Genomic DNA, 20,824 nt, shown 5'->3' with positions numbered 1-20,824 from the left:
CCCTCTTCTGTCACTTTCCGAAATAAGCAAGTAGTAAAGAAGCTAAATCATCCAGAAGCATAACAGGGTTTAAATTGATTCATTGCAGCAATTAAATGATTGAATCCTAGTAACAAATGTGAATTAGGGAAAATACTTAACCAGGGATAAATTAACCAAAATAGTAAAAGTGGTTGGATAATAAGACGCAGATTATTTAAAGTATTCTTCCATCCAGCTTCATGGTTCCATTGCGGATGATTAGAAAAATTAACATCATTATTTTCTTGTGCTTCAGTCTCAAGTTGACAAGATTGATTGAAGCTTGAGAAGACTGGAGAATTTAAACTAATCATCGTATAAACACTAAAAATAATCTCCCACCATCTCTCAATATGTTGGAAATTAGTGAAACGATAATCTGTCCAGCCTAGTTCCTGTTTACATTGTCGAAATCCATATTCAACCCAGGTTCTTAATCCATAGAGGTCGCCTAAAGTCTTCTTCAAATTACCTTGAAGATTCGTCATAACAAAGGAGGTAGAATTTTCTGGCATGGTTTCTGGGTCAGTAGTTATTTCCCAGTAGGTTATGGCTCTTTTTTTTCCATAAATTATTTCTCGGATATATCTAGTCTCTGATGTTTGATTGCTAAATGTTCTTTTAAATTTACACCACTTATTCGCTCTAACGCTTTGCCCTGCTGGCAACCAAACTCCATGATTACTTCTGATTGATACCACATAATCTAAGTTATATTCAGCTACTTTTCTAAGAAATTGGCTACTTTCACCATACAAACTATCAGCCAATACTAATTTGATATTGAAGCCTGATTCCATTAATTCTGTAATTATCTCTGATGCTAATTCTATTTTAGTTTTATACTTATCTGACTCCTTGAGGGTTCCTTTTGGTTTAAATACTTTGAAGACTAATGGAAAAGTTATATTAGCATAAATTCCATAGGCGTTAACTGAAACTATCCCATTATCTACTTTTCCCACGCTTTCTAAATATTGTCTAGCCACATAATCTGTATTTTTACCTTTTTTCCTGTCTCCGGTTTCATCTATTACTACTGTAATCGCCTGCCCATTCAATGTTTGCTTGAGTTTATTTAATCTTCGTTGTTTTAATTCATCTACTGCCCAATCTGAATTCGCTAGAAAATGATGTAATGACTGGGCTGAGTTTATGCTCACTACCTTTGCTATCTCTGGTAACGATTTTCGTTTTATAGTTGATATTATCCCCATATGTAAATATTTGAAGCATTCATAATTTCTTACTTCTTTAAACAGACCTTTATACTTTGCACAATATTCATCTATGATGGCAACTGTTGGGTGAGCATCTCTTGCTAAATGTTTCAGAATTTGTAACTCTACATCCATTGCCCCACTTACCTTTCAGGGTTTTCTTTTTTTATTCTTTTATTCAGAATACCCGGAAAGTGACAGAAGAGGGNATGATGTAATGACTGGGCTGAGTTTATGCTCACTACCTTTGCTATCTCTGGTAACGATTTTCGTTTTATAGTTGATATTATCCCCATATGTAAATATTTGAAGCATTCATAATTTCTTACTTCTTTAAACAGACCTTTATACTTTGCACAATATTCATCTATGATGGCAACTGTTGGGTGAGCATCTCTTGCTAAATGTTTCAGAATTTGTAACTCTACATCCATTGCCCCACTTACCTTTCAGGGTTTTCTTTTTTTATTCTTTTATTCAGAATACCCGGAAAGTGACAGAAGAGGGTTAATATGTTTGTGAATTTTCTGCGGATCGCGCCTTGGCTTGTCTGGTTTGAAGCAGCCCCAGAGCATTTGTTGATAATCGTTGAGTGGGTCAACGCCACTACACCACCAACCCCCGTGTTCAATATGTTGGTATTTCTTCAAGTCTCTGTCTCGGAGTCGTCCGTCGTTGCGGCGGGAGATTTTGAGACTGTACAACAGATAATCATAAGGCAATGTACCGGACAGCGACTGCACGTTTAGGGCAATCAATTCTTCGTCTACTCCACTGTTGAGCCATTCAGTTAAATGATTTGATTCGAGATTCATATCTCCTCCTATAAACGCATGGAAAAGTAGGTGATATCGAGTGATACCGCTTTGAAATACTCAAGAAATAGGCAGTGGTTAAAAAACCGTTACTCAAAGTTCAGGACTTGTTGTGATTACTTGTAAATAGAGCAGTAGTACACCTGAACTAAAGCACGGATATAACAAACTATTTTTGGAAATTTGGTGAAAACTCAAAACATAGCAGGAATTCTCATTATGAGAATTGCAGGATGACATCGGGCAACGATCTTTGCCGAGTAACCAGTGCGATCGCTTTTTACTCGGTGAGGAGTGCTGATTGATTGAAACCTAGATATATTGCTTTCTCCTGATGAGTGGGAGAATTTGAGAGCGTTGCTATTGTGTATTTGGCTAGTTGCTTTAGTGTTGAAACAAAATGCGGAATGTTTAAGCTCAATCGTGAATAACTAAACAACCTAGTAGTTCGCTTTCCCCAAAATTGCGCTTGTGGAGGTCGGCAGAGGAGCAGGTTCGCTAGTGGGAGCAGAGGAGAGTTTGTACAAGTTCTTTCCCCCCTGCCCCTCTGCTTGCCACCACGCAAAATTCCCTTGGCAGACTACTAGCTTTTGAAAATTCTCTAAGTTAGACGTGGCTATCCTTTACAGAAGAGCTAGTTCAGGTAATTGCTCTGGCATTGCTCAAGCAACGTAAGCGTTTGCTGTTATTGGCAATCGCTTTTCTGTCGAATACCAGTCTAAGTTGGAGGAAAAGCCTTAGCCGCCTTAAGCCGAGCTGTTACTAAAACAGTTGTTTATAAAGAATTTTGGGCATTATCAACCAGGACAAAAGCTTTTAGCACCATAAATTTATGGTGTAACACGAATTTATTTGGTTGAATTATGGTTGACACCAATATATTAAGGCGAGTAACATTAAATGTCAACAGGTGAGCGCAATAATAAGGTAGATTTGCAAATGAAGATTAAAATAGATGTTACTCCGGTAGCATCTTTCCGTTGGAATGAAGAAAACGCGCAGAAATTAAGAGAATTAAGGGAAAAGGCTGGATATAGCCGGAAAGCACTATCAGAGATAGTAGGTATATCTGCTACTTACATTCAGCAATTAGAAGCTCCACACTTGTTTGTTAATCGTCCTAAAAAGCCGAAAGAAGTAACTGTTAGTACTGAAATCCTACAAAAGCTTTGTGTTGCATTAAATGGTGATGTATCTTCTTTAATTTGGGATATAAATTGCACTGTACAATAATTGCGCTGCGTTACTAAATAGTATTGACAAATTACAGGTGTGCGTTATAAAATACTAAATATAAGGGCGAAGGAGAGTAAATCACCAGTGCCCCCAATACCAAAGACTTACAAACTAAATCAACTAAATCGAGTTACTGATACCAAACCAATTAAACTAGTAGCCACCGGGACTAGCAGCCGGAAGCCGTAAACTTGTAATGGCCAAGCCACCGTGAGATGATTCCGATGACCAAACTAAGTCTAAAAACTGGTTGTAAAAACTTCAATCTTTGCAAAACAAAGGCGATTGTGAACTCCTCAATCGCCTTTTCAATTGTTACCACGCGGCTGTACAGAGGACACGGTAACATCCCAATATCTTCTCTACAGCTTTGTGCTGTCTGGTGTTTTGACATCAGCTGATACGCTTTGCCTTTAAATTACTTTATGAGGCTACGCCAATAAGAGAGTGAGCGTTGTGCAAGCACAACGTTGTTCATGTAAATCAAAAGGCGATCGCTTGCCTGAGAAACACTGTGATCGCCTTTATCACCTAATCAAAGGTTTTAAAATTATGCCACAAATTGCAACAACTGTAACCCCTTGTGTTAAACCAGTTGAAGAACTGAGATCAGTAGAGATTTCGTTTGAAGATCACGAATTCTATGCAGGTCAAAAGCTCGTAGCTAGTATTAACCACGACGATGACCTAACGCAACCTTGGATAGTGATGGTCAATGGTGAGGAGATCCACCGCGCGAACACTTTTAAAAGATGCCACAGCTACATCACATGGCATTACCAGCGCGGAACACTGCCCATACAAGAAAAAGAAACCCCAGTCGCTACAACGGGGAATGAAATCATGGTACAGATTGCTGATGAATGCGAAAAGTACGGGTTTGAAATCCTAAGCGATGGTATCTACGACCACGATCAAAAGCTTGGCGAAGTAGGCTGTACTAACAGCAGATGGTGGGTTATTCGGGCAACTTCAGTGCATCAGCAGAAAATTCCGTGTGATTCTGCATTTGATGCGGTGTGGGTATTGTCGATGGTAGAACTGACGCAACCATCTCATGAGAAACTGCTGAATAAGCTGTTTGAGCCGTTTGACCAACTGACAGCTGATAAATGGCAACAGCTACGGCAATATCAGACACCCTCAGACGAGTCCCTTGATTGCGGTGGGTTCACAGACTCTGATTTGGTGCGGACAGAGGGAATAGCGGCGTAAGTGGAATGGTGGGCGTGGCTGAAATCTTCATCGGTCACGTCTACTGTTTTCTGTTTTTAGCTACGCCTTTTTCAACAGATGAGGAGATGATACAGCGATACCGCTAAAATTGTAGTTGAGGATGTCAGCAAGGAGAAAAGATGACAGACGATGTTAGATTTGACGATATTTACCTACGCCTCAATGAACTGACACAAGATGTTACAAACTTAAAAATTCAAGCAGGAACCATTGGAACATCTCAAACTGCCATAGCTCAAACAATGACCCTGGCAACTGGTTTAGCTTCGGATATGCGGCAAGTGAAAGCAGATATTAGAGAAATGAAATCTGATCTGAGAAACTTAAACGCAGGCTTAGAAGAAGTTCTCAGGTTATTGCGTCAGAGAAACAGCCCAGAAGAATAGTTTAGTTAATACAAATTACTAAGTTTTCAAGCGCTTTTGTGAAATCAAGAGCGCTGTTTTATTGGCTCTGCACTTGATACATCTGAAATCAACGGCTTCGCCAAGACAAAAGTGAAATGTATTGGTAGTAAATAGAATGGTGTCAGAAAATTCTCTTCCCTCACTGTTTTAAAACAGTGCCACCCAGAATTAAAGCTTCGCTTATTTTATGCGAAAACTAACATTAAAGAAAGGCAGTAGCTACTATGACAGCTTTTGACTTTGATTCTGCTGAACACAAGGCATACGAAAAAACCCCAGCAGCCAAAAGCATTCCTTCACCCGCAGGCATTTGGATTGCTTATGAAAATCAACAATTAGCAGGATGGTTTGAGGATAAGGAGCTAGTTGGTGGTAAAGAGTATAAAGTTCTCACTAACAAGTTGGATGAGAACGATGAAAAGATAGGCATTCCTGGCACTCTCTATAGACAACCACGAATACTTGTGATTGGGCGATCGCCTCTGCTATACGGAAGCGATAGAAAGGTGATTGGAGTTTGGCGAAAAAGTGATGGTTTGGACAAGAACGCCTACAAATTCGCTAAACGGTACATGGTGATTTTCGTCGATGCCCAAAATCAACCTCTTCATATCGCACCAGTACAAATAACTGCTTGGGGAGTGTTTCAAGTTTCGTTTGATCAGCAATTAATGGCATTTCGTGAAACCTGCGAACAAGCTTATGCAAGTTTTCAAGGCAAACATCACCAACCAAAGAATTTACTTTGGCATTCGATGTGGGTATTTTGTCCCACATTGAAAACAGAGAAACGTGAGAAAGGGGGGCAAACTTCCAATGCTTGTGTATGTAGCGGATACGAAAAGCCAACTGCACCCAACTGGGAGGATTATTGTATTGGCAAGAAACCAATAGCTCAAGAAATTGCCCTTGTGCATAATTCTATCAACGATTGGTGGAAGAAGGGATTGCCTAACAATAACTTACCAAAGCATACATCTCATGCACTTGATCGCAATCAATTGATGATGGAGTCACAACGATTGATTGAAGCTTTGGGTTGGGGAGAGGAAAAGGGCAAACAGTTTCTCATAGAGAATTATGGGAAAAAAGGAAGGCAATTGCTAACTGACGAAGAATTTACTAACTTCGTCAACAAATTGCAGTCTATGCAGGCAGATTATGACGATGAAGTTGGTTACTGGGAAGATGTGCCTTCTTAATAACCAAATGCTTATTGAGGTGATTGCAGCAATTGTGTTCATCTCTGTGCTTCCTTACTTGCTTTTAAGTAGGGAAGTATATTTCAATCATTTAAAATACCTTCATGACTACAACAATTGTTCAGCCAAGTATTGAAAACTTGCAACAGTTTTCTGACTTTTTCGACGTTGAGAAACTACTGCAATCTGACGGAATTCTGCCGTGGCTTTTGGCTAACGGTTGGGATTACAACGATGAAGTGAGTCTGATTGCAAACATTGTTGATGAGTCTACAAGTCTAGATGAACTTTGGGACTCTAAAGAGTTTGATTTTCAAGCACTTCCAAATGAATCAAAGTCAAAATTAAACCAGATTTTCGAGCATTTCTATCTTTGAAAGAATGTCTAAAAGAATCGAATAACTACATTATACGTGAAAAACTCTACAGTCAAACTGATTAAAGTTGACTGTAGATAAAAATCGATTCCACAAAAGATTATCGCACACTCTACTTCAATGCTAATCCGATGGAAACAAATTTCATTAAGGTGTACGACGCGACACTGCTGAGTTCATCAAAAGTTTACCAAATCAACGGTACACATTGTCGATACTTGGGCGATGCAGGCACTATCCAACATCCACAGTATCTATTTTTGCCTCTGCCTAATCAAAGGAAAAAAGCCAGCTTTCGGCTAAACCGAAACAAACTCATGACTCGTTGTTATGAAGTCGAAGGCATGGTTTATCAAAAACCTGTGGTACAGGATAATTCACAGCAACTTCAACTATTTTGAGCCATGTCAACACACAAACCACCAGTCATTAAAAGGCATATTCGGCTACAAGAAAGCTCTACAAAAGTAATCTATAGAGCTACTACAGGCATTTACAAATTGAGAAATAGTCACAAAGAAAGCTTCGCTGAATTGAAAGTGAAAAATATTGATCGAGGTGAATAATAATGGTACAAGCAATCGACAACCCTATTGCTGCAAATTTCCTAACTGATGCAGTAGTCGAGCGCCATAATTTCTCACAGTTAAATAAAACCCGCATTAGGTTTAGAATTCAGCTAAAGAAAAGTACAAAATCGGCTGCTCCTAAATGGGCGGATGTGCTAAAAGCTGAAGTTTCTGAAATCGAATCAGACCTCGTTAAAGTTACTAATTCCGAAGTTGGTTTACGCGGAATCAAAGTATTCAAGAAGCTCGATGAAGCTGCTGCCCAATTAAGGCAAGAGATTGCTTCAGTTCAAGAATGGATGTCTGCTGATACTGGTGATTGGGTTTGTCCGATTGATTTAGCTCCGCTCGTTTGGAGTCAACTTCTTAATATTAGAGATAATATTGCCCCTGGTTTACGCAATCAATTAAAAGCTGATTACGAAGCAGGACTCGAAGATTATCAAGAGCGAATTGACCAGTTCCTCTCACTTAACACTTGGGAATTAGCACAGGATAAGCAAGAGTCAGTCAAAGCCAACTTGTTAAGAGCATTTCCGACTCTGATCGACCTTGAAGACTATTTGCAAGTCATTATTGGTCGTCCGGTAATTATCCCTGCCCTATCCGAACAACTCGATCATAAACAAGCCGAATGTTTAGACCAAATCACTCGCTTCATCCAACAGTATGACCAAAATCTGGAGCAAAGGCTACGGGAATCAGCCCTAGCTGGTGGTGAACAACTCGCCGCGCAGTTGCTCTCTGAACTAGCCGATTGGGAGCCAGGACGCAAACCAGTCCAATTTAAAAAGAAGATGGAACGCCATCTGATGAAGGTTCAGGTACTACTAGCGAATGCTGACCCGGAGGCTGGCAGCAGCTTGGAGGCGATGATGGCGCACATTGACTTGATTGTTAATGATCCGGCGATTGAGTCGAAGAATCTTGGTAGTGAGGGGCGCAATCAATTGCAGCAAAAAATGCAAGAGATTCGCACCAAGTTACTAGATGAACAGCGCAATCTGCAATCACTTGCGACTAGCGACGTGGGCTTGTCGAAAGCTACCGTTATGTCTTTCAAGTTCAGGTAAAAAACAGTCTTGGGCGAGGGTGCATTCGTCCAAGACTAAGTACCTTAAACAAAAAATGCATATACACGTTTCAAAAGAATACCGCACTTTTACTATAGGGACAAAATTCTCATGTCACACTTCTCAACTGTTAAAACTAAACTTGCTAACCATGAATGTCTTATTTTTGCACTCACGGATCTAAACCTATCACCGCAAGTTTACGAAACACCACAATCACTAAAAGGATACTACGGTGGCTCTCAGGGGCAAAGTGCTGAAATCATTGTATCTGGTCGCACAATTCAAGCCCGTGCAGACATCGGTTTTAAATGGAATCAGTCAAATGGTGTGTATGACGTAATACACGACAGTTATGAAACAGTTCCGAAGCTGGGCAAAGACTTTTTCAGCAATAAGCTAATGCTGGCTTATGGTAAGCATTTGGTTCGTGTCAAAGCTGCCGAGTTACAAGAGCAATTTGGGGAATGTGCGATCGCTGAAGAAACCAACGGGAGCGTGCAAACTCTACGGCTGACTTTTGCCGGACATCAAGAAGTTAAACAATTTGCACGGAGATAAATTATGGAACGCTCAATATTGATTCATTTTGACAATGCTACAGGTGAAGTCCGAGTGGAGGCTAAGGGATTCGAGGGGCTAAGTTGTTTATCGGCTACGCAACCGTTTGAAGAGGCATTGGGTGTTGTGGAGGGCGATCGCACTTACAAGGATGAAGCCCAAACCCAACAACTTCGGACTACGAACAGTAATCAAACACGTTTGCGTCAGTAATCAGTCATCAGTTACCAGTCTTAACTCGGCTGGTAACTGCTGATCATAAAGGCTTCGCCATTTCATAAGTGAAATATTTGAATAATTGACATGAAACTCTCAAATCTTCTCTCCACGCTCGATTCACAAATCCCGATCGCCGCAGTTGATGTCCTGTCCCCCGATGAAGCAACTATCATTCAGTGGTTGACAACCGAAGCTAAAGAAAAACTTAACAGTCCAGTTTTCTTTTGGAATCTGGGAGTGTCCACCCTGGAGCAATGTTTAATTGCAGCAGATGGGGGATTGGTGTTTAAGCCAGTGCCAGAGTACAAAAGACCACCCCACGCTGATCCAATACTCTTCGTTTTCGACTACATCAATAACTTTGATGGTGCTGGAGTGTTTATTCTGGGGGACATACACCCATTTCTTGGAAAGAACTCGCCACACATGAGTTGGGAAATCTTGACCAGAGTGAAAAACCTTTACCATCGGCTTAAACCTACAGAAAAACGGATCGTGCTACTGGGTCAAAACATCGAACTGCACGAAACTCTTGTTAGGCTGATCCCCTGGTGTGAAGTGCCACTGCCTAGTATTGATCAAATTCAAGACCACTTCGAGTCATATCTGGTTTTTCTTGAAGAATCTGCTACTGAGCAGGATGTCACATTTCAAGTGTCCCTGAGTTATGAAGAAAAAGAAACCTTTGCACGGGCAGCGCTGGGACTGACGTTAGAGGAAGTCAGCGATTTTTTGCGGCTAACTGTCAAAGAGCGTCTGAGCAACGCTGGCATTTTGATTGATGCCACAGTCACACCTCTGATAGTCGAGTACAAAACCCGGCTGTTGGCTCAGATGGGAATTGAGTTAGGCAAACCTGCAACTATCCCCTTTGGCGGACTCGATTTACTGCGCGAATGGCTGATGAGGCGGCGGCGACTGTTCACTCAAGAGGCGCGTAAGCTGCATCTGCCGCAACCCAAAGGTGTATTGTTGGCGGGGCCTCCCGGAACAGGTAAGTCCATTTGCGCCAAAAACATTGCAACCATACTCAATTTGCCACTCCTACAACTAGACATTGCATCCCTTTTAGGTTCACTCGTTGGCGAGTCCGAGGGCAATGTCCGCCGCGCACTTAAAACGACTGAAGCTATTGCCCCATGCGTATTATGGGTTGATGAGATAGAAAAAGCACTTTCGGGGATTGGTGACACTTCTGGAGTTTCCCAGCGTATTCTGGGAAATCTGCTCACATTTATGAGTGAGTGTACGGCTGGCGTGTTTGTTGTAGCTACCTGCAACGACCCGTCAGCACTACCAAGTGAACTTAAGAGGAAGGGACGCTTTGATGAAAATTTTTTCGTCGATCTACCAACCGAGCCAGAACGCTGCCAAATCCTCAAGATTCACCTAAAGCGTTTTGGCATTGTAGTGGAGTCCGAGTATTTGGAAGCGATCGCCGCAAACACCGCGAAGTTTTCAGGCGCAGAATTAGAAACGCTAGCATCTGAAGCTGCTCTGCTGGCATTGATGAGGATAGACCGCAGCAGGTAACACTTGCTGATCTGGAAACCTGTCGTAAAACCATTACCCCACTTGCAATTCAGGATGCGGCGGCGGTTGAACGAATGCAGGTGTGGGCATCCACCGCACGACGGGCTAGTAGTCCTGTGGTTGCAGCCAAAACTCAGTCTTTGCGTGCTGCTAAGTTTCGCAATATGAACTGATGAGAAAGCGATTATCTCCTGATTTTATGGGGGCGATCGCCATCGGTTCATAGCGGGTACGCCATCGCTCTTTCTTTTAGTAATTGATAGCAGCTAATTAACATAGTTAATAAGGCGAAGAAACATGATAACCGATTTAGTTACTTATTACGGTCAGACTCCAACCATTGACCAACTGGTTGAGAATTATGGCGCATATTTGGAGAAATTAGACAGAGAAACAAAATTGTTGCTTCGGACGGTGTTAACAAATTATGTATTTATGCGAGAAAGGCATGAGCCGAGCAGTTACACACTAATAGAAGCTTCTAGGGATGCACTTTTTGTCACATTTCTTGGTATGGATACGCCACAACTTTTGGTAAATATTTGCTCACAATTAAATGGGCTAACAACACACGAAGCGGAAACAATACTTGAAGCACTACAACATCAAATTAGATGGGGCAATGCCCAGAAGTTAGCGAGTTGACTGGGTTAAAAACATGGAAATCTATTTAGTCTTTGTTGACACAATTCAAAACAGCAATAAATTCTGGGCGGCCATTGTCGAAGATGGTAACTTAACAGTGCAGTGGGGCAGAGTCGGTTATCAAGCGCAAACCAAAGTCCACACATTAGGCAATCATCAGAGAGCCGTTAGCAAATTCAACAATCTGGTAGCCGAAAAGATGATGAAAGGCTACAGAAGAAGTCAGTCACAAATCGATAGTAATTGTGAAGTTTCTGAAATCAACAGAGCGATTGAATTACTAGAGATTATTCGTCCTTGTGTAGAGCAGAGAAATTTTTCAGTTGCTTATATCAATGCCCTAAATCAATATCTTTTGATTGTCCCAACACCTTTGGGTATGCAAATTGAACCATACAGGGTATATCACTCAGTAGAAAATGTTGACTATCAAATGGGATTACTCAAGTCTCTGTTAGCCACACCTGCACCACAAGTTGCTGCGGTCGCTATTCGTCATGCCTCTGAAGCAACAGCAGAACCCAAGGTAGTCAGTCTCAAAACTATCAGTAAGAACTTCTGGCGACATTTATAAGGTTCAAGAGCGTGACTGGCAAAAAGCTAGTCATGCTCTTAATTTTTCTGCCTAAACACTTACTCGCATTATCAAAGAGGAAACATTATGCCGAGAAAATCCACTCATCCCGCCCCTGCTGACCATTCCTCCTTGTGCATACAGTATCTTCGTCGTTGTGGGGGTAGCGCTCGATTATGTCACATCAACTTCAGTCTTAACGTGATTCAAATGTTAGTCAATCAAAGAAAAGTAAAGATTAAGAATACTGGTGCAGGGTTTTTTATTGAATTGGAGGATGCAAAGTGAAAACACAGAAAGTAACTCATCAATCATCTTTGCCTTCAAATAATAAGAGTAAGTTAGTTCTTCGTCGGACTCGAAAAAGATTTAACCCCAGAATTTTTATCGAGCGCAGCATAGAAATAACTGCAATTGTCTCTCTACTCTTGACTGGCTTTTCAGGGGTTGGAGCAATGGCTTGCTGGGGGCTGGAGATTATCGAGACGAATGCTGACCCCAACATAATCATCTCTGGTTGGGAGCAACAGAAAAATATCTGCCTGGGTGCAATGTTGGTCAGTTTTTCCGTCTTCTTAGGGAGTTCCTTAGTCGGAGCAAGCTTCAGTATTCAACGAGATAAATTTTAGGTGAGTTAACGGCAATGAAAGAGTACAAAACCAAATATGGCGGCTACAAAATCGAGACTACCGAATTATCAGATGGTGCTGTAGATGTTCACGTCGGGAAGCAGGGCTTGTTGAAAACAACCTGGGCATCTCCTTCAACCAAAACCTTTGACAATCATACACAAGCTGTTAGTCATGCCAAAAATGCTATTGATAACGGCGAAATCGACTCAGTTTTTCAAAGTTGAAACTAATGGAAATTCGTTATTTTCAACCATTTAAATTTACAGGAGCAAGAAAATGACATTAACTTTAGATAATCACTCTCGAAATAAAGAATCGTCCCTGACACAAGCATTGCGGCTTCTTCAACAGCTAAACTCCAAGATTCAGGAATTAGAAGAGCAGCATCAAGATTACGTGCAGAAGCAACAAAATCTGATTGCAGCCATCGCTGAAATCTGTGTTTCTCCAATGCAGGAAGTACAGACGCTGCGGATTCTGATTTATCGGGGAGAAGCAGCTTGCCTAATGTACTTGCGTTCGGTGCTAGTCAAACAAAGTCAGGCTTCAAAATGACCATACGGGAAATCATTTGCCCAGTTCATATAAAAGAGCCTTGCATAAATTAAAGCGATCGCCACCGGACAAAGAAGGCGATCGCTTCTGCCAGAAATGGCAGTTACCCCAAAACTTAACTTTTGAGCTAAAGTATGAACGCACAAACTGAAGAAATCAAAGAACTTGACCCATTAGTTTTTTGTGAAATTTGGGGATTAAGTTTTGAAGAGGCATCAGGATATTTAAATATTAGAGCCAGAACAATGACAGCTTATGCCTGCAAAAAATCGTCTAGAACTCATCGTAAACCATCTTCGAGAGTAAAAGCTTTAGCCGCAATACATCATAATAAATGGTTGAAAGAAGGTAAGAGTTTTCGCCCCGAAGGAGCTTGGTAAATATCCCACTGAAAATTTATGAGTTATCAACAAAGTTGTCAACAAAGTTGTCAACTTAGTAGCTTGAACCGCTTGGCGCGGTTTTTTATTATAAAAGAGCAAGGTCAATAGACAGTCAATAGACACTGGTCATTGATATCCACATGGACATCCATATTGATATCCATATTGACACTTAGATGCTACGGATATTGACTATCTTTTTGAGGCTATTGATACGGATTTGACTAAGTTCATGGAATCAGGATGGAGAAAACAACTTTTTAATCAAAAACAAAGCCAATCAGGGGTAAATCCCTTAGTTTTACCAATGTCAAAAGCGAAAGCGGCGAAGATTTTAGGTATTTGTCCCCGGACATTGGAACGATGGGCAAAAGTCGCTTCTTTGATTCCAGAGTATAGATTAATACTTATAAGGATGCAGGCATTAGCCCAAGAGAAAAATCTCCGTGCTGCACCGATCACATCTTATCAAGTGTGGGTGATAGCAAAGATTGGTGAATTGTTTGGAGATATCACTCAAGGGATTGACAAAAAAGCTCTCGTCGAAGCAATTGTTGAAGCAAATAAAGTCGAGTACACCCGCGCCCAGTTTGAACAAGAGCAACTGGGATTTACGTCACACAGTTTAGGAGAAACCCATTATGTCGGATAGCAAATTCACCCGTGCAGAATTATTTGAATTATTGAGTGCTAACTACAAGCCAGAGCAAATCATTGCTGGGTTAGAACAACTGGCTCAGTCAGATCCAGCAGTTGATCCGAACGCTCAAGAATTTCCCGTGGATATCAGCGATCGTTTGGAGAGGCTGTTCAATTTAGCGCAAACAACTCTCGACCAATCAAAGCTGTTAGGAGGTGAGAGCAATTTGGCGAATATACAAACTCATGCCATAGAAAGTGTGAGTGAACAATTACATCTTGCTGGAGTCAGTCGGGAAACTTTTAAAGCATTCTTGGACATTGTGGCAGGTAAGACTGTTGCTCAAGCGCTGGCAGTTCATGAGTTTGAGCAAGAATTGTTCGATGAAATTACGAGTGAACTTGATGCTCGTTCATTACAGCGACGCACAGAGCAAGGTTTTGATGAAATAGCGTTTATTTATCAGTTGGCCAAGAATCCCGAAATCAGGCAACAAATTACCCTTGAGTACGGGTTAAAGACTGGGGATGAGATTAAGCAACAAGTTCAAACCCTTACTACTACTGCAACTGTTGGTTTTGACCCGGAAGCATTCTTACAAGAACTAGGAGTGCCAACACCAGAAAAAAAGTCGAAACTACCTGCGACGATTCAGGATCTGAAAAATTTGACACGCTCTTTGTTGAGCAAACAAACTCAGTCATCAATTTAAAATGGCGCAAGGTTTTGGAGCAAAATATTTTCGGATTCTCAGTCATTTTTTTTCTAGTTTGTATTGGGCTATCTGTTTACGTTCGTGTTATTAATGCACCACTACCCCAGACAACACAAACTATTGATCGGCAACAACCGTAAAATATTGCGGTTGAGTGACAATGAAATACCAGAAGCAAGCGATGTTGGGATTATTGGGCATGGGGTTAATCGCAAGTCCTTGGTTATCACAACTGCCAGCGCAATTCAAAACTTACTCTCACGGCATCACGATTCGAGAGTCTGAAGAACTTGAACGCATTAAAGCCGAGCAAAGGGCACAAACCGCCGACAAAATTAACTCTCTTGGAGTTACGCCCTCATTTAGTAAGTTACGAATCAGGAACTATTTAGACTCCAAAAAACGTAACCCTAGACCCGATACTACAGGTTATTTAGAAGATGAGACAGTTTTTGTGTATGACTCAACTGGTTTATGTATTGGACGCATTGAACAGAGGCAATGGAAATGGAAATATCGATTCAAAAATGCTTGTAAGAATTCGCCGGTATTTAACGATTCACTCAATTGATTTATGAAATATCTCACTCCAAACAAATCTAATTCACAATCACAATCAGAACCATCACCACAAAAAGAGCCGAAAAAAGGAGGGAGTGACTACTTAGAATTATTAGCTCGCTGGATTGTGGCATTAATCTCACTGCCAGTTATCTTTATCTCACATATCATTGCCCAATTCGTTACCCCAGGCACACCCGGATACAAGCTCGTTGGTGCAATTGGTTTCTGGATTGGTACACTGCTTTCTACTGATAGCATCTGGCAAGTTTTATTCCAGGGAAAACCGATTTTTCCCTGGTTTGAAACAGAATGGATTGGCTGGCTTGGTTGGTTACAACTCCTATTTAATCCCTTGTTTTGGATTAGCTTCGGTATCTCTGCACTAGTGCAAGTGATGGAAGCTCGAACCTTACGTGGTAAAGACCCACAACAGGCTAAGAACGAGTTTGAGGAATCAAAACAATACACACTCGGCAGTAAACCGAATGGCAATATCGACCTGACAGTGGCATTGTGGGGTGATTATAAAGCTGCTGGCATGAAAGAACGTCATACAGGTGGAGCGATCGCACTATTTTTCTGGGTACTAGACATCACCACCACATTCGTTGGTCGTAATCCMTTCCGCTACACTAACCCAGGTTTAATCCTGGCTTGTTTTGCTTACAATGTAGCCTCAATGATGGCAGGCGAGATTGGTTACAACATTTGGAAAATAACTAAGTAAGAGGAATTCATATGCAGCAACAAATACCAATGTTAGGAACCAAAGAAACGGCACTTTTACGTGACGACTACCCCAGCATTGAGTATTTGGAAGCTGGGAATACCGCCTCTTGGTTACAGGAACGACAGGATCAGTTGTTAGTTCGCGCCAGGGACGAACGTAACGGTATGAATCTGGCGAAGTTCATCACACTGGCCACCGCCCTTGCTGGCGCAGTTTGTTATGCTACCTCTCCTCTTGCTCCTATCGGTGCAGTCGTAGCTGGTGTTGGTTATCTATGGTCAATTGTTCAGGACTTAAACGATACCCATCAATTTGCACCAATCCCTTTTATACGTGGTGGCTTTTTTGAATTCCTCTCGGCAATGGGTGATAGTGTTGCCAGGGACGAATACAATGCCTGCAAAAATGAACTGGCTGACTTGATGCTGCATCTGGAGCCAATGTCTAAGTATGAGTTTGCCATGCTCAAGCAATCATCTCATGTGGTGTGTGAATACTTGAGCGCCGTTGAGCCAGGAAAAAGATTTTACGCTTACCGTTGGTTACTTGATTGGTTTATTCAGCTACGTGGGCAGTTTCCCACCCGTGAGCAATTGTCTGGGCATTTAGCGCAAGTGACAATTGACCCGCGAGTTAACTACCAACAAGTAACAGTTATTCAAGAGGCCATACAACCACAAAACCTTGGTATCCCACAAGCTCGATTTGCTCAATTACCAAATCATGCTGTAGGAGCAAGGGTTGAAGAGGAAACTGGGCACTTCGCTCCCATCGGAGGGGAAATTTCTCCCATGCCCCCTGCTCCCATGCCTCCTGCTTCTTCCCCTCCAGTCAATACCGATATCTCCACCTACACCACTAAACCCCAAGTGCAGTATGACCTAATCGCTCACATTGCTAAGAAAGTGACAAATATGCTGTGGGTTGGTGTCCCTGGTTCTGGCAAGGGTATTACCATTAGCAATGCAATCGATGCTATCAAGCGACTGCATCCTGACATACACATCTTTTATATTGACCCCAAAGGTGACGAGAAAGAAACCGGTTATTTCAAAGGTCGTGTTGATACTTTTAAACGCGCTAAAATCCTAGAAATGTCCCCGGTCGAAGCAGTCTTATGGGTCAAAGAATGCTTTACCGAATTTCAAAATATCTCTGGCTCCAAGCTGATTATTTTGGATGAAGGAACGGCTGTCTGTTCCAAATTTAAAAATACCAAGGGTGAGATTGKTTGGCTCAAAGACAAAATCATCTCTTACTGTTCTTGTGGTGATAGTTCCGGTTGGCATTTCTGGATTGTCGTGCAGAACCCTCACACTGATGACTTGGGCATTTCTGGCGGACTGCGATCGCAGTTAACGTCTGTGGCGTTGGTTCATCCTGATAACGTCCCAGCCTACAACGCCATGATTGCCACTCAACTCATCCCCAGCGATCGCAAGATTACTTCAACTCAAGTCATGGAGATTGCTGCACAATCATCAGTTGGTCGAGCGGTTTATTACGGTGGCATCAATGAATGGATACCAATGCCTCTGTTAAAGAATTTCTCTGGTTATGACCGGGATACCAAAAACTTTATTGACTCTGCACCAAGTAATAAGCAAACCTCTCAAGCTGAAACTAACGAGTCTTGCACACCAACAACCCAAGCTCAACAGATGTTGGCCCTCTTAGAGAATACGAAAGCCAATTCCATTGATGAGTTTATCCAAACCGAATTGAAATTAGACGGAGTTCCACCAGATTTAATGCGCTTGGGAATCGAAAGATTGCTTCAGGATTCTCCAATCAAGTACAAATTCAACGGCTGGAACAGCAACCATAACTAAAATTCTCAGGAGAAAATATGCAATCAGTTCTTAAATTTCCGTTATCACTACGGCATACCTTTATTGTCGGTACATTCTGAATCTTTACGATTAATTATTGAACCAATTCAACTCACATAATGCGTAAACCCTTAACTTTATTTGAATACCCTAGTAACTGGTCAATAACTTGCCGTCGTGTCTATAAGCTGCAACCACGCTGCACTAATAATCCCTGGCACGGACGCGCCACTGTTGTACATCACATCAAATATAAACGCTCTTTCTTGCGCCGATTTTTGGGAATGTTTTTACTGCATTTCCCTCGTGCTTCTGTGTCTGGTTACGAAATTCCTGGCTGGGATTGTGTAGGGGTATGCTGTCGTTGCCATCAGAATTACTACGGTAGAAGTAGCCGCACCTCAGTTCATTACCATCAAGTCTGGGTACAAAGGGGTGGATTAGATAATCATCAAACTTGGATTAAAGCGACATCTCTACGAATTAAGTTTTGCTTTCTGGCATTAACCCGTATTTAATCAATTTTGGAGAAATTTTAGTTATGTCGGATTTATCAGTTTTCGTGTTTGAGTCTCAACAAGTCCGATTCGTCGGTACACCAGAGAAACCAGAATGGGTCGCTGCCGATGTCTGTGCAATATTAGACATTGATACTTCCGTTGCTGTCAATGGTAGAAAGCGAACATCAGCAGATGGCGGCGAGTATTTTGATGGAGGATTGGACGTTGATGAAAAGGGTACTGCCATTGTCAGTACCCCTGGTGGAGAGCAAGAAATGCTGACTGTGACTGAGGCAGGGCTTTATCGCCTTATATTCAAGTCTCGTAAACCAGTTGCCAAACGTTTCCAGCGTTGGGTCTTTCATGAAGTACTGCCCTCACTGCGGCGTACTGGCAGATATGAGATGCCCAAGCCAAACCAACAACAAAATACTAAACCCAGTCTTGATGAACTCGTTAGCTTTGGGCAAAAGATTCTGTCTGGCACAAGGCTTAGTGCAGAACTTCAAACCATCACCATCCTTCGAGGTGTACAAGCGCTGCATCCCGAGATAACCCCAATGGCACAGGAGTTGGTCGGAGCAATTCAGGAAATTGAAGCGACTCCCGACCGACATTTGTCTCCAACCGCAATTGGCGAATTATATGCTGAAYGCAACGGACTGCCCAAGCCCATAAAACCCCAAATAGTTAACCGTGTTTTGGAATCTGCTGGCTTGCAGACCAAGAAGGTTCAAATCAACACTGACACCAATGGTAAACAAAGTCACAAAAATATCTGGCATATAACCGAAAAAGGTAAGCTGTGGGGAACGGTGACACGAGATAAAGCTCGGACTCACGACAAGATTGTGGAACACGTTCGCTGGTTGCCAGATGTTCTTGAAGTAATTGATTTGAGCGTAGAGGAGAATTGAAAGTATTTGATGAGAACGATTGGCAATCGCCTTTGCTTAATAAAGGCGATCGCACAATTTCTATTCTGGATGGACAGGGAAAACAAAAAATACACGAGTTACCGCATTAGTTTTTATGAAAAGTTCAACTTATAGCTTCAGTTCATTAGTTAAACAAATAACTCAAGTCGGCATCTAGCTCATGACTATACATCATTGCCGCTCTTAACTGCTATGTCGAAATGCAATACGTCTTCGCGATCGCCCAGCTTTGTATAAAGTTTAATGGCTGGATCGTCACCAATATCCGCCTGGACGAAAATGACATAAGCTCCATAAGCTGCTGCTACTTCCTTCAGCTTCTGAATTAATGCCGTTGCGATCCCCTGCCGTCGGTGTGCAGAGGCAACAGCTAGATCGTAGATGTAAATCTCACTGCGCTCCTGCTCGAACTTTTTAAGCTCGTATGCAGTAAGACCGCCAACGACCTCACCTTCTTTCAATGCGGCGATCGCAATGAAGTAGTCAGTATCAAGCAGTTGTCACAGGTAGTCTGCGCTAGGGGGATTTCCATAGGTTTCCACCTCATCGAATGCCTCACCAAAGGTCGCTAATAGAGCTTCCATTAATGCAACGTCCTCCGGCACAATCTGTTGAATGCTTAAGTTCATTAGTATTTCCTAAGCTATATTCCTGCTCTCTGGCTAAATTCTGCTCGTTCATACAATAATTGAATTCTGGCTCCTGACTCCTGAATTCTGCTTTGATAAACCAATTATGACCCTTGGTGGAAAGCAGAAGTGGTAACGCTTTATGAACCAGGACTTTGAACGGATAGCTTAACGTGTATAAAAACAACAAGAATAGTTGATGATAATCATGCCTTGGAACCTAAAGCAATTATCCCAGTAATGCAAATCCAAGGGTCTGGTTTTAGTATTTCAGTAAATTCACTGCAACAGTATTTCTGTAGAAAGGTACATAAAAGTAGAAGTTAACTTTCAGGAAAATTACGATGAATTTTACAGAGTCTATCAAAAATGAGCTAATTTCTTCAGGTATAATTGACCAAACTTTAAAGGTAGGAGATATTATTCCTAATTTCATTCTACTTAATGCTTTCGGTCAAGCAGTAGAATTACAAAAACTACTAGTTAGTGGGCCTGTAGTTATTTCCTTTTTTCGAGGTTCTTGGTGTCCTTTCTGTAACTTGGAACTAGCAGGACTCCAACAAGCATTACCTGCAATTAAAACATTAGGAGCATCAATAATTGCTATTTCACCTCAAACTACTCGTCATACTATATCAACTGTAGAAAAACATGAACTAACTTATGAAGTATTGAGCGATCGCAGCAATATGATCGCTCGTCAATTTGGAATTGTGTTTCAAATCCCGGAGTATCTAAGACCTATGTTAGAGTCAAAGGGTCATATCTTACCTAGATACAATGGAGATGAGTCTTTTGAACTACCTATTCCAGCTACATTTGTAGTTGATCGAGACGGAAAAATCGTTTATGCTTTTGTTGATGCAGATTATACTAAACGGTTAGACCCAATTGAAATAGTGAGTATTCTAAGAAATATTTCTATAGTTAGCAAAAGCTAGTACAGCTTGGCGTAATTCGGATAATACAAGCCTTTCATTGATTTGGAATGGGTGTTTTATTTACGCCGTACTGTAGT

General features: G+C 41.6%; 25 protein-coding genes and 4 pseudogenes. 25 read left to right on the top strand and 4 right to left on the bottom strand.

Going from position 1 to position 20,824, the window contains the following annotated elements; all coding sequences use genetic code 11:
* Nucleotides 1-47: 47 nt before the first annotated feature.
* From FCR06_RS29510 to FCR06_RS29500, 3 genes and pseudogenes are all read right to left on the bottom strand, one after another.
* Nucleotides 48-1,376 carry an IS701 family transposase gene (locus FCR06_RS29510; protein ID WP_138506144.1) on the bottom strand — a complete coding sequence of 443 codons (1,329 nt, stop codon included), beginning with the start codon at nucleotides 1,374-1,376 and terminating at the stop codon, nucleotides 48-50.
* Nucleotides 1,377-1,444: 68 nt separating this feature from the next.
* Nucleotides 1,445-1,675 (bottom strand): annotated as a pseudogene (locus FCR06_RS29505) (IS701 family transposase); the annotation flags it as partial.
* A 75-nt stretch (nucleotides 1,676-1,750) separates the two neighbouring features.
* Nucleotides 1,751-2,056 (bottom strand): annotated as a pseudogene (locus FCR06_RS29500) (bifunctional DNA primase/helicase); the annotation flags it as partial.
* Nucleotides 2,057-2,956: 900 nt separating this feature from the next.
* On the opposite strand from FCR06_RS29500, the gene FCR06_RS29495 reads away from it, so the two are divergent.
* The 24 genes and pseudogenes from FCR06_RS29495 to FCR06_RS29380 all read left to right on the top strand — a co-directional run bounded on the left by FCR06_RS29495 (nucleotide 2,957) and on the right by FCR06_RS29380 (nucleotide 19,156).
* On the top strand, nucleotides 2,957-3,289 hold the full coding sequence (locus tag FCR06_RS29495) for a helix-turn-helix domain-containing protein (protein WP_138506142.1): 333 nt from the start codon (nucleotides 2,957-2,959) through the stop codon (nucleotides 3,287-3,289).
* Nucleotides 3,290-3,739: 450 nt separating this feature from the next.
* Nucleotides 3,740-4,507: a hypothetical protein gene (locus FCR06_RS29490; RefSeq protein ID WP_138506140.1), complete on the top strand. Its 768-nt coding sequence runs from the start codon at nucleotides 3,740-3,742 to the stop codon at nucleotides 4,505-4,507.
* A gap of 140 nt (nucleotides 4,508-4,647) precedes the next feature.
* Nucleotides 4,648-4,914, top strand: a complete 267-nt coding sequence (locus tag FCR06_RS29485) for a hypothetical protein (protein ID WP_138506138.1) — start codon at nucleotides 4,648-4,650, stop codon at nucleotides 4,912-4,914.
* Between the two features lie 245 nt (nucleotides 4,915-5,159).
* Nucleotides 5,160-6,137 carry a DUF5895 domain-containing protein gene (locus tag FCR06_RS29480; RefSeq protein ID WP_138506135.1) on the top strand — a complete coding sequence of 326 codons (978 nt, stop codon included), beginning with the start codon at nucleotides 5,160-5,162 and terminating at the stop codon, nucleotides 6,135-6,137.
* 104 nt (nucleotides 6,138-6,241) lie between these two features.
* Nucleotides 6,242-6,514 (top strand): hypothetical protein, encoded by a 273-nt coding sequence (locus FCR06_RS29475; protein ID WP_138506133.1) that lies wholly within the window; start codon nucleotides 6,242-6,244, stop codon nucleotides 6,512-6,514.
* 131 nt (nucleotides 6,515-6,645) lie between these two features.
* On the top strand, nucleotides 6,646-6,915 hold the full coding sequence (locus tag FCR06_RS29470; protein WP_138506131.1) for a hypothetical protein: 270 nt from the start codon (nucleotides 6,646-6,648) through the stop codon (nucleotides 6,913-6,915).
* A gap of 167 nt (nucleotides 6,916-7,082) precedes the next feature.
* Nucleotides 7,083-8,156, top strand: coding sequence for a hypothetical protein (locus FCR06_RS29465; RefSeq protein ID WP_138506129.1), 1,074 nt, complete (start codon nucleotides 7,083-7,085; stop codon nucleotides 8,154-8,156).
* A 111-nt stretch (nucleotides 8,157-8,267) separates the two neighbouring features.
* Nucleotides 8,268-8,717, top strand: a complete 450-nt coding sequence (locus FCR06_RS29460; protein ID WP_138506127.1) for a DUF1257 domain-containing protein — start codon at nucleotides 8,268-8,270, stop codon at nucleotides 8,715-8,717.
* Nucleotides 8,718-8,720: 3 nt separating this feature from the next.
* Nucleotides 8,721-8,930 (top strand): DUF2997 domain-containing protein, encoded by a 210-nt coding sequence (locus FCR06_RS29455; RefSeq protein ID WP_138506125.1) that lies wholly within the window; start codon nucleotides 8,721-8,723, stop codon nucleotides 8,928-8,930.
* A gap of 90 nt (nucleotides 8,931-9,020) precedes the next feature.
* Nucleotides 9,021-10,642: pseudogene (locus FCR06_RS29450) on the top strand (AAA family ATPase).
* A gap of 124 nt (nucleotides 10,643-10,766) precedes the next feature.
* The gene (locus FCR06_RS29445) at nucleotides 10,767-11,114 is read left to right on the top strand and encodes a hypothetical protein (protein ID WP_138506123.1); all 348 of its coding nucleotides are present in this window, start codon (nucleotides 10,767-10,769) and stop codon (nucleotides 11,112-11,114) included.
* A gap of 13 nt (nucleotides 11,115-11,127) precedes the next feature.
* Nucleotides 11,128-11,688: a WGR domain-containing protein gene (locus FCR06_RS29440; RefSeq protein ID WP_138506121.1), complete on the top strand. Its 561-nt coding sequence runs from the start codon at nucleotides 11,128-11,130 to the stop codon at nucleotides 11,686-11,688.
* 87 nt (nucleotides 11,689-11,775) lie between these two features.
* Nucleotides 11,776-11,976, top strand: a complete 201-nt coding sequence (locus FCR06_RS29435; protein ID WP_138506119.1) for a hypothetical protein — start codon at nucleotides 11,776-11,778, stop codon at nucleotides 11,974-11,976.
* Nucleotides 11,973-12,317, top strand: a complete 345-nt coding sequence (locus tag FCR06_RS29430; RefSeq protein WP_138506117.1) for a hypothetical protein — start codon at nucleotides 11,973-11,975, stop codon at nucleotides 12,315-12,317. The genes FCR06_RS29435 and FCR06_RS29430 overlap by 4 nt, the downstream gene beginning before the upstream one ends.
* Before the next feature lie 14 nt (nucleotides 12,318-12,331).
* Nucleotides 12,332-12,544, top strand: coding sequence for a hypothetical protein (locus FCR06_RS29425; protein WP_138506115.1), 213 nt, complete (start codon nucleotides 12,332-12,334; stop codon nucleotides 12,542-12,544).
* Between the two features lie 52 nt (nucleotides 12,545-12,596).
* Complete coding sequence (locus tag FCR06_RS29420) at nucleotides 12,597-12,875, top strand: hypothetical protein (RefSeq protein WP_138506113.1); 279 nt, start codon at nucleotides 12,597-12,599, stop codon at nucleotides 12,873-12,875.
* Between the two features lie 134 nt (nucleotides 12,876-13,009).
* The gene (locus FCR06_RS29415; protein ID WP_138506111.1) at nucleotides 13,010-13,255 is read left to right on the top strand and encodes a hypothetical protein; all 246 of its coding nucleotides are present in this window, start codon (nucleotides 13,010-13,012) and stop codon (nucleotides 13,253-13,255) included.
* 235 nt (nucleotides 13,256-13,490) lie between these two features.
* Nucleotides 13,491-13,910 (top strand): hypothetical protein, encoded by a 420-nt coding sequence (locus FCR06_RS29410; RefSeq protein WP_138506109.1) that lies wholly within the window; start codon nucleotides 13,491-13,493, stop codon nucleotides 13,908-13,910.
* Entirely contained in the window at nucleotides 13,900-14,610 is a 711-nt protein-coding gene (locus FCR06_RS29405; RefSeq protein ID WP_138506107.1) for a hypothetical protein, read from the top strand. The genes FCR06_RS29410 and FCR06_RS29405 overlap by 11 nt, the downstream gene beginning before the upstream one ends.
* Nucleotides 14,611-14,773: 163 nt before the next feature.
* Nucleotides 14,774-15,184, top strand: coding sequence for a hypothetical protein (locus FCR06_RS29400; RefSeq protein ID WP_138506105.1), 411 nt, complete (start codon nucleotides 14,774-14,776; stop codon nucleotides 15,182-15,184).
* Nucleotides 15,185-15,187: 3 nt separating this feature from the next.
* Nucleotides 15,188-15,904 (top strand): hypothetical protein, encoded by a 717-nt coding sequence (locus tag FCR06_RS29395; RefSeq protein WP_138506103.1) that lies wholly within the window; start codon nucleotides 15,188-15,190, stop codon nucleotides 15,902-15,904.
* Between the two features lie 11 nt (nucleotides 15,905-15,915).
* Nucleotides 15,916-17,739, top strand: a complete 1,824-nt coding sequence (locus FCR06_RS29390; RefSeq protein ID WP_138506102.1) for a hypothetical protein — start codon at nucleotides 15,916-15,918, stop codon at nucleotides 17,737-17,739.
* Nucleotides 17,740-17,858: 119 nt separating this feature from the next.
* Nucleotides 17,859-18,257, top strand: a complete 399-nt coding sequence (locus tag FCR06_RS29385; protein ID WP_138506100.1) for a hypothetical protein — start codon at nucleotides 17,859-17,861, stop codon at nucleotides 18,255-18,257.
* 23 nt (nucleotides 18,258-18,280) lie between these two features.
* Complete coding sequence (locus FCR06_RS29380) at nucleotides 18,281-19,156, top strand: Bro-N domain-containing protein (protein ID WP_138506098.1); 876 nt, start codon at nucleotides 18,281-18,283, stop codon at nucleotides 19,154-19,156.
* Between the two features lie 185 nt (nucleotides 19,157-19,341).
* Here FCR06_RS29380 and FCR06_RS34925 read toward each other — a convergent pair.
* Nucleotides 19,342-19,806, bottom strand: a pseudogene (locus tag FCR06_RS34925) (AAC(3)-I family aminoglycoside N-acetyltransferase).
* A gap of 344 nt (nucleotides 19,807-20,150) precedes the next feature.
* Here FCR06_RS34925 and FCR06_RS29370 point away from each other — a divergent pair.
* A complete protein-coding gene (locus FCR06_RS29370) occupies nucleotides 20,151-20,747 on the top strand; it encodes a peroxiredoxin-like family protein (protein WP_138506096.1) in 597 nt (198 codons plus the stop codon).
* Nucleotides 20,748-20,824: the final 77 nt, after the last annotated feature.

The sequence above is a fragment of the Nostoc sp. PA-18-2419 genome (assembly GCF_005869855.1).
Classification (GTDB): domain Bacteria; phylum Cyanobacteriota; class Cyanobacteriia; order Cyanobacteriales; family Nostocaceae; genus Nostoc.
Note: the sequence above shows the minus strand (reverse complement) of the source record. Positions and strands in the feature narration are given on the sequence as shown.

Excerpts from the sequence above, each read along its gene's own strand:
- FCR06_RS29420 (WP_138506113.1), top strand. The coding sequence starts at position 12,597 with ATGACATTAACTTTAGATAATCACTCTCGAAATAAAGAATCGTCCCTG.
- FCR06_RS29445 (WP_138506123.1), top strand. The coding sequence starts at position 10,767 with ATGATAACCGATTTAGTTACTTATTACGGTCAGACTCCAACCATTGAC.
- FCR06_RS29495 (WP_138506142.1), top strand. The coding sequence starts at position 2,957 with ATGTCAACAGGTGAGCGCAATAATAAGGTAGATTTGCAAATGAAGATT.
- FCR06_RS29485 (WP_138506138.1), top strand. The coding sequence starts at position 4,648 with ATGACAGACGATGTTAGATTTGACGATATTTACCTACGCCTCAATGAA.
- FCR06_RS29455 (WP_138506125.1), top strand. The coding sequence starts at position 8,721 with ATGGAACGCTCAATATTGATTCATTTTGACAATGCTACAGGTGAAGTC.
- FCR06_RS29405 (WP_138506107.1), top strand. The coding sequence starts at position 13,900 with ATGTCGGATAGCAAATTCACCCGTGCAGAATTATTTGAATTATTGAGT.
- FCR06_RS29370 (WP_138506096.1), top strand. The coding sequence starts at position 20,151 with ATGAATTTTACAGAGTCTATCAAAAATGAGCTAATTTCTTCAGGTATA.
- FCR06_RS29480 (WP_138506135.1), top strand. The coding sequence starts at position 5,160 with ATGACAGCTTTTGACTTTGATTCTGCTGAACACAAGGCATACGAAAAA.
- FCR06_RS29435 (WP_138506119.1), top strand. The coding sequence starts at position 11,776 with ATGCCGAGAAAATCCACTCATCCCGCCCCTGCTGACCATTCCTCCTTG.
- FCR06_RS29440 (WP_138506121.1), top strand. The coding sequence starts at position 11,128 with ATGGAAATCTATTTAGTCTTTGTTGACACAATTCAAAACAGCAATAAA.
- FCR06_RS29425 (WP_138506115.1), top strand. The coding sequence starts at position 12,332 with ATGAAAGAGTACAAAACCAAATATGGCGGCTACAAAATCGAGACTACC.
- FCR06_RS29415 (WP_138506111.1), top strand. The coding sequence starts at position 13,010 with ATGAACGCACAAACTGAAGAAATCAAAGAACTTGACCCATTAGTTTTT.
- FCR06_RS29470 (WP_138506131.1), top strand. The coding sequence starts at position 6,646 with ATGGAAACAAATTTCATTAAGGTGTACGACGCGACACTGCTGAGTTCA.
- FCR06_RS29465 (WP_138506129.1), top strand. The coding sequence starts at position 7,083 with ATGGTACAAGCAATCGACAACCCTATTGCTGCAAATTTCCTAACTGAT.
- FCR06_RS29510 (WP_138506144.1), bottom strand. The coding sequence starts at position 1,376 with ATGGATGTAGAGTTACAAATTCTGAAACATTTAGCAAGAGATGCTCAC.
- FCR06_RS29460 (WP_138506127.1), top strand. The coding sequence starts at position 8,268 with ATGTCACACTTCTCAACTGTTAAAACTAAACTTGCTAACCATGAATGT.
- FCR06_RS29475 (WP_138506133.1), top strand. The coding sequence starts at position 6,242 with ATGACTACAACAATTGTTCAGCCAAGTATTGAAAACTTGCAACAGTTT.
- FCR06_RS29400 (WP_138506105.1), top strand. The coding sequence starts at position 14,774 with ATGAAATACCAGAAGCAAGCGATGTTGGGATTATTGGGCATGGGGTTA.
- FCR06_RS29410 (WP_138506109.1), top strand. The coding sequence starts at position 13,491 with ATGGAATCAGGATGGAGAAAACAACTTTTTAATCAAAAACAAAGCCAA.
- FCR06_RS29385 (WP_138506100.1), top strand. The coding sequence starts at position 17,859 with ATGCGTAAACCCTTAACTTTATTTGAATACCCTAGTAACTGGTCAATA.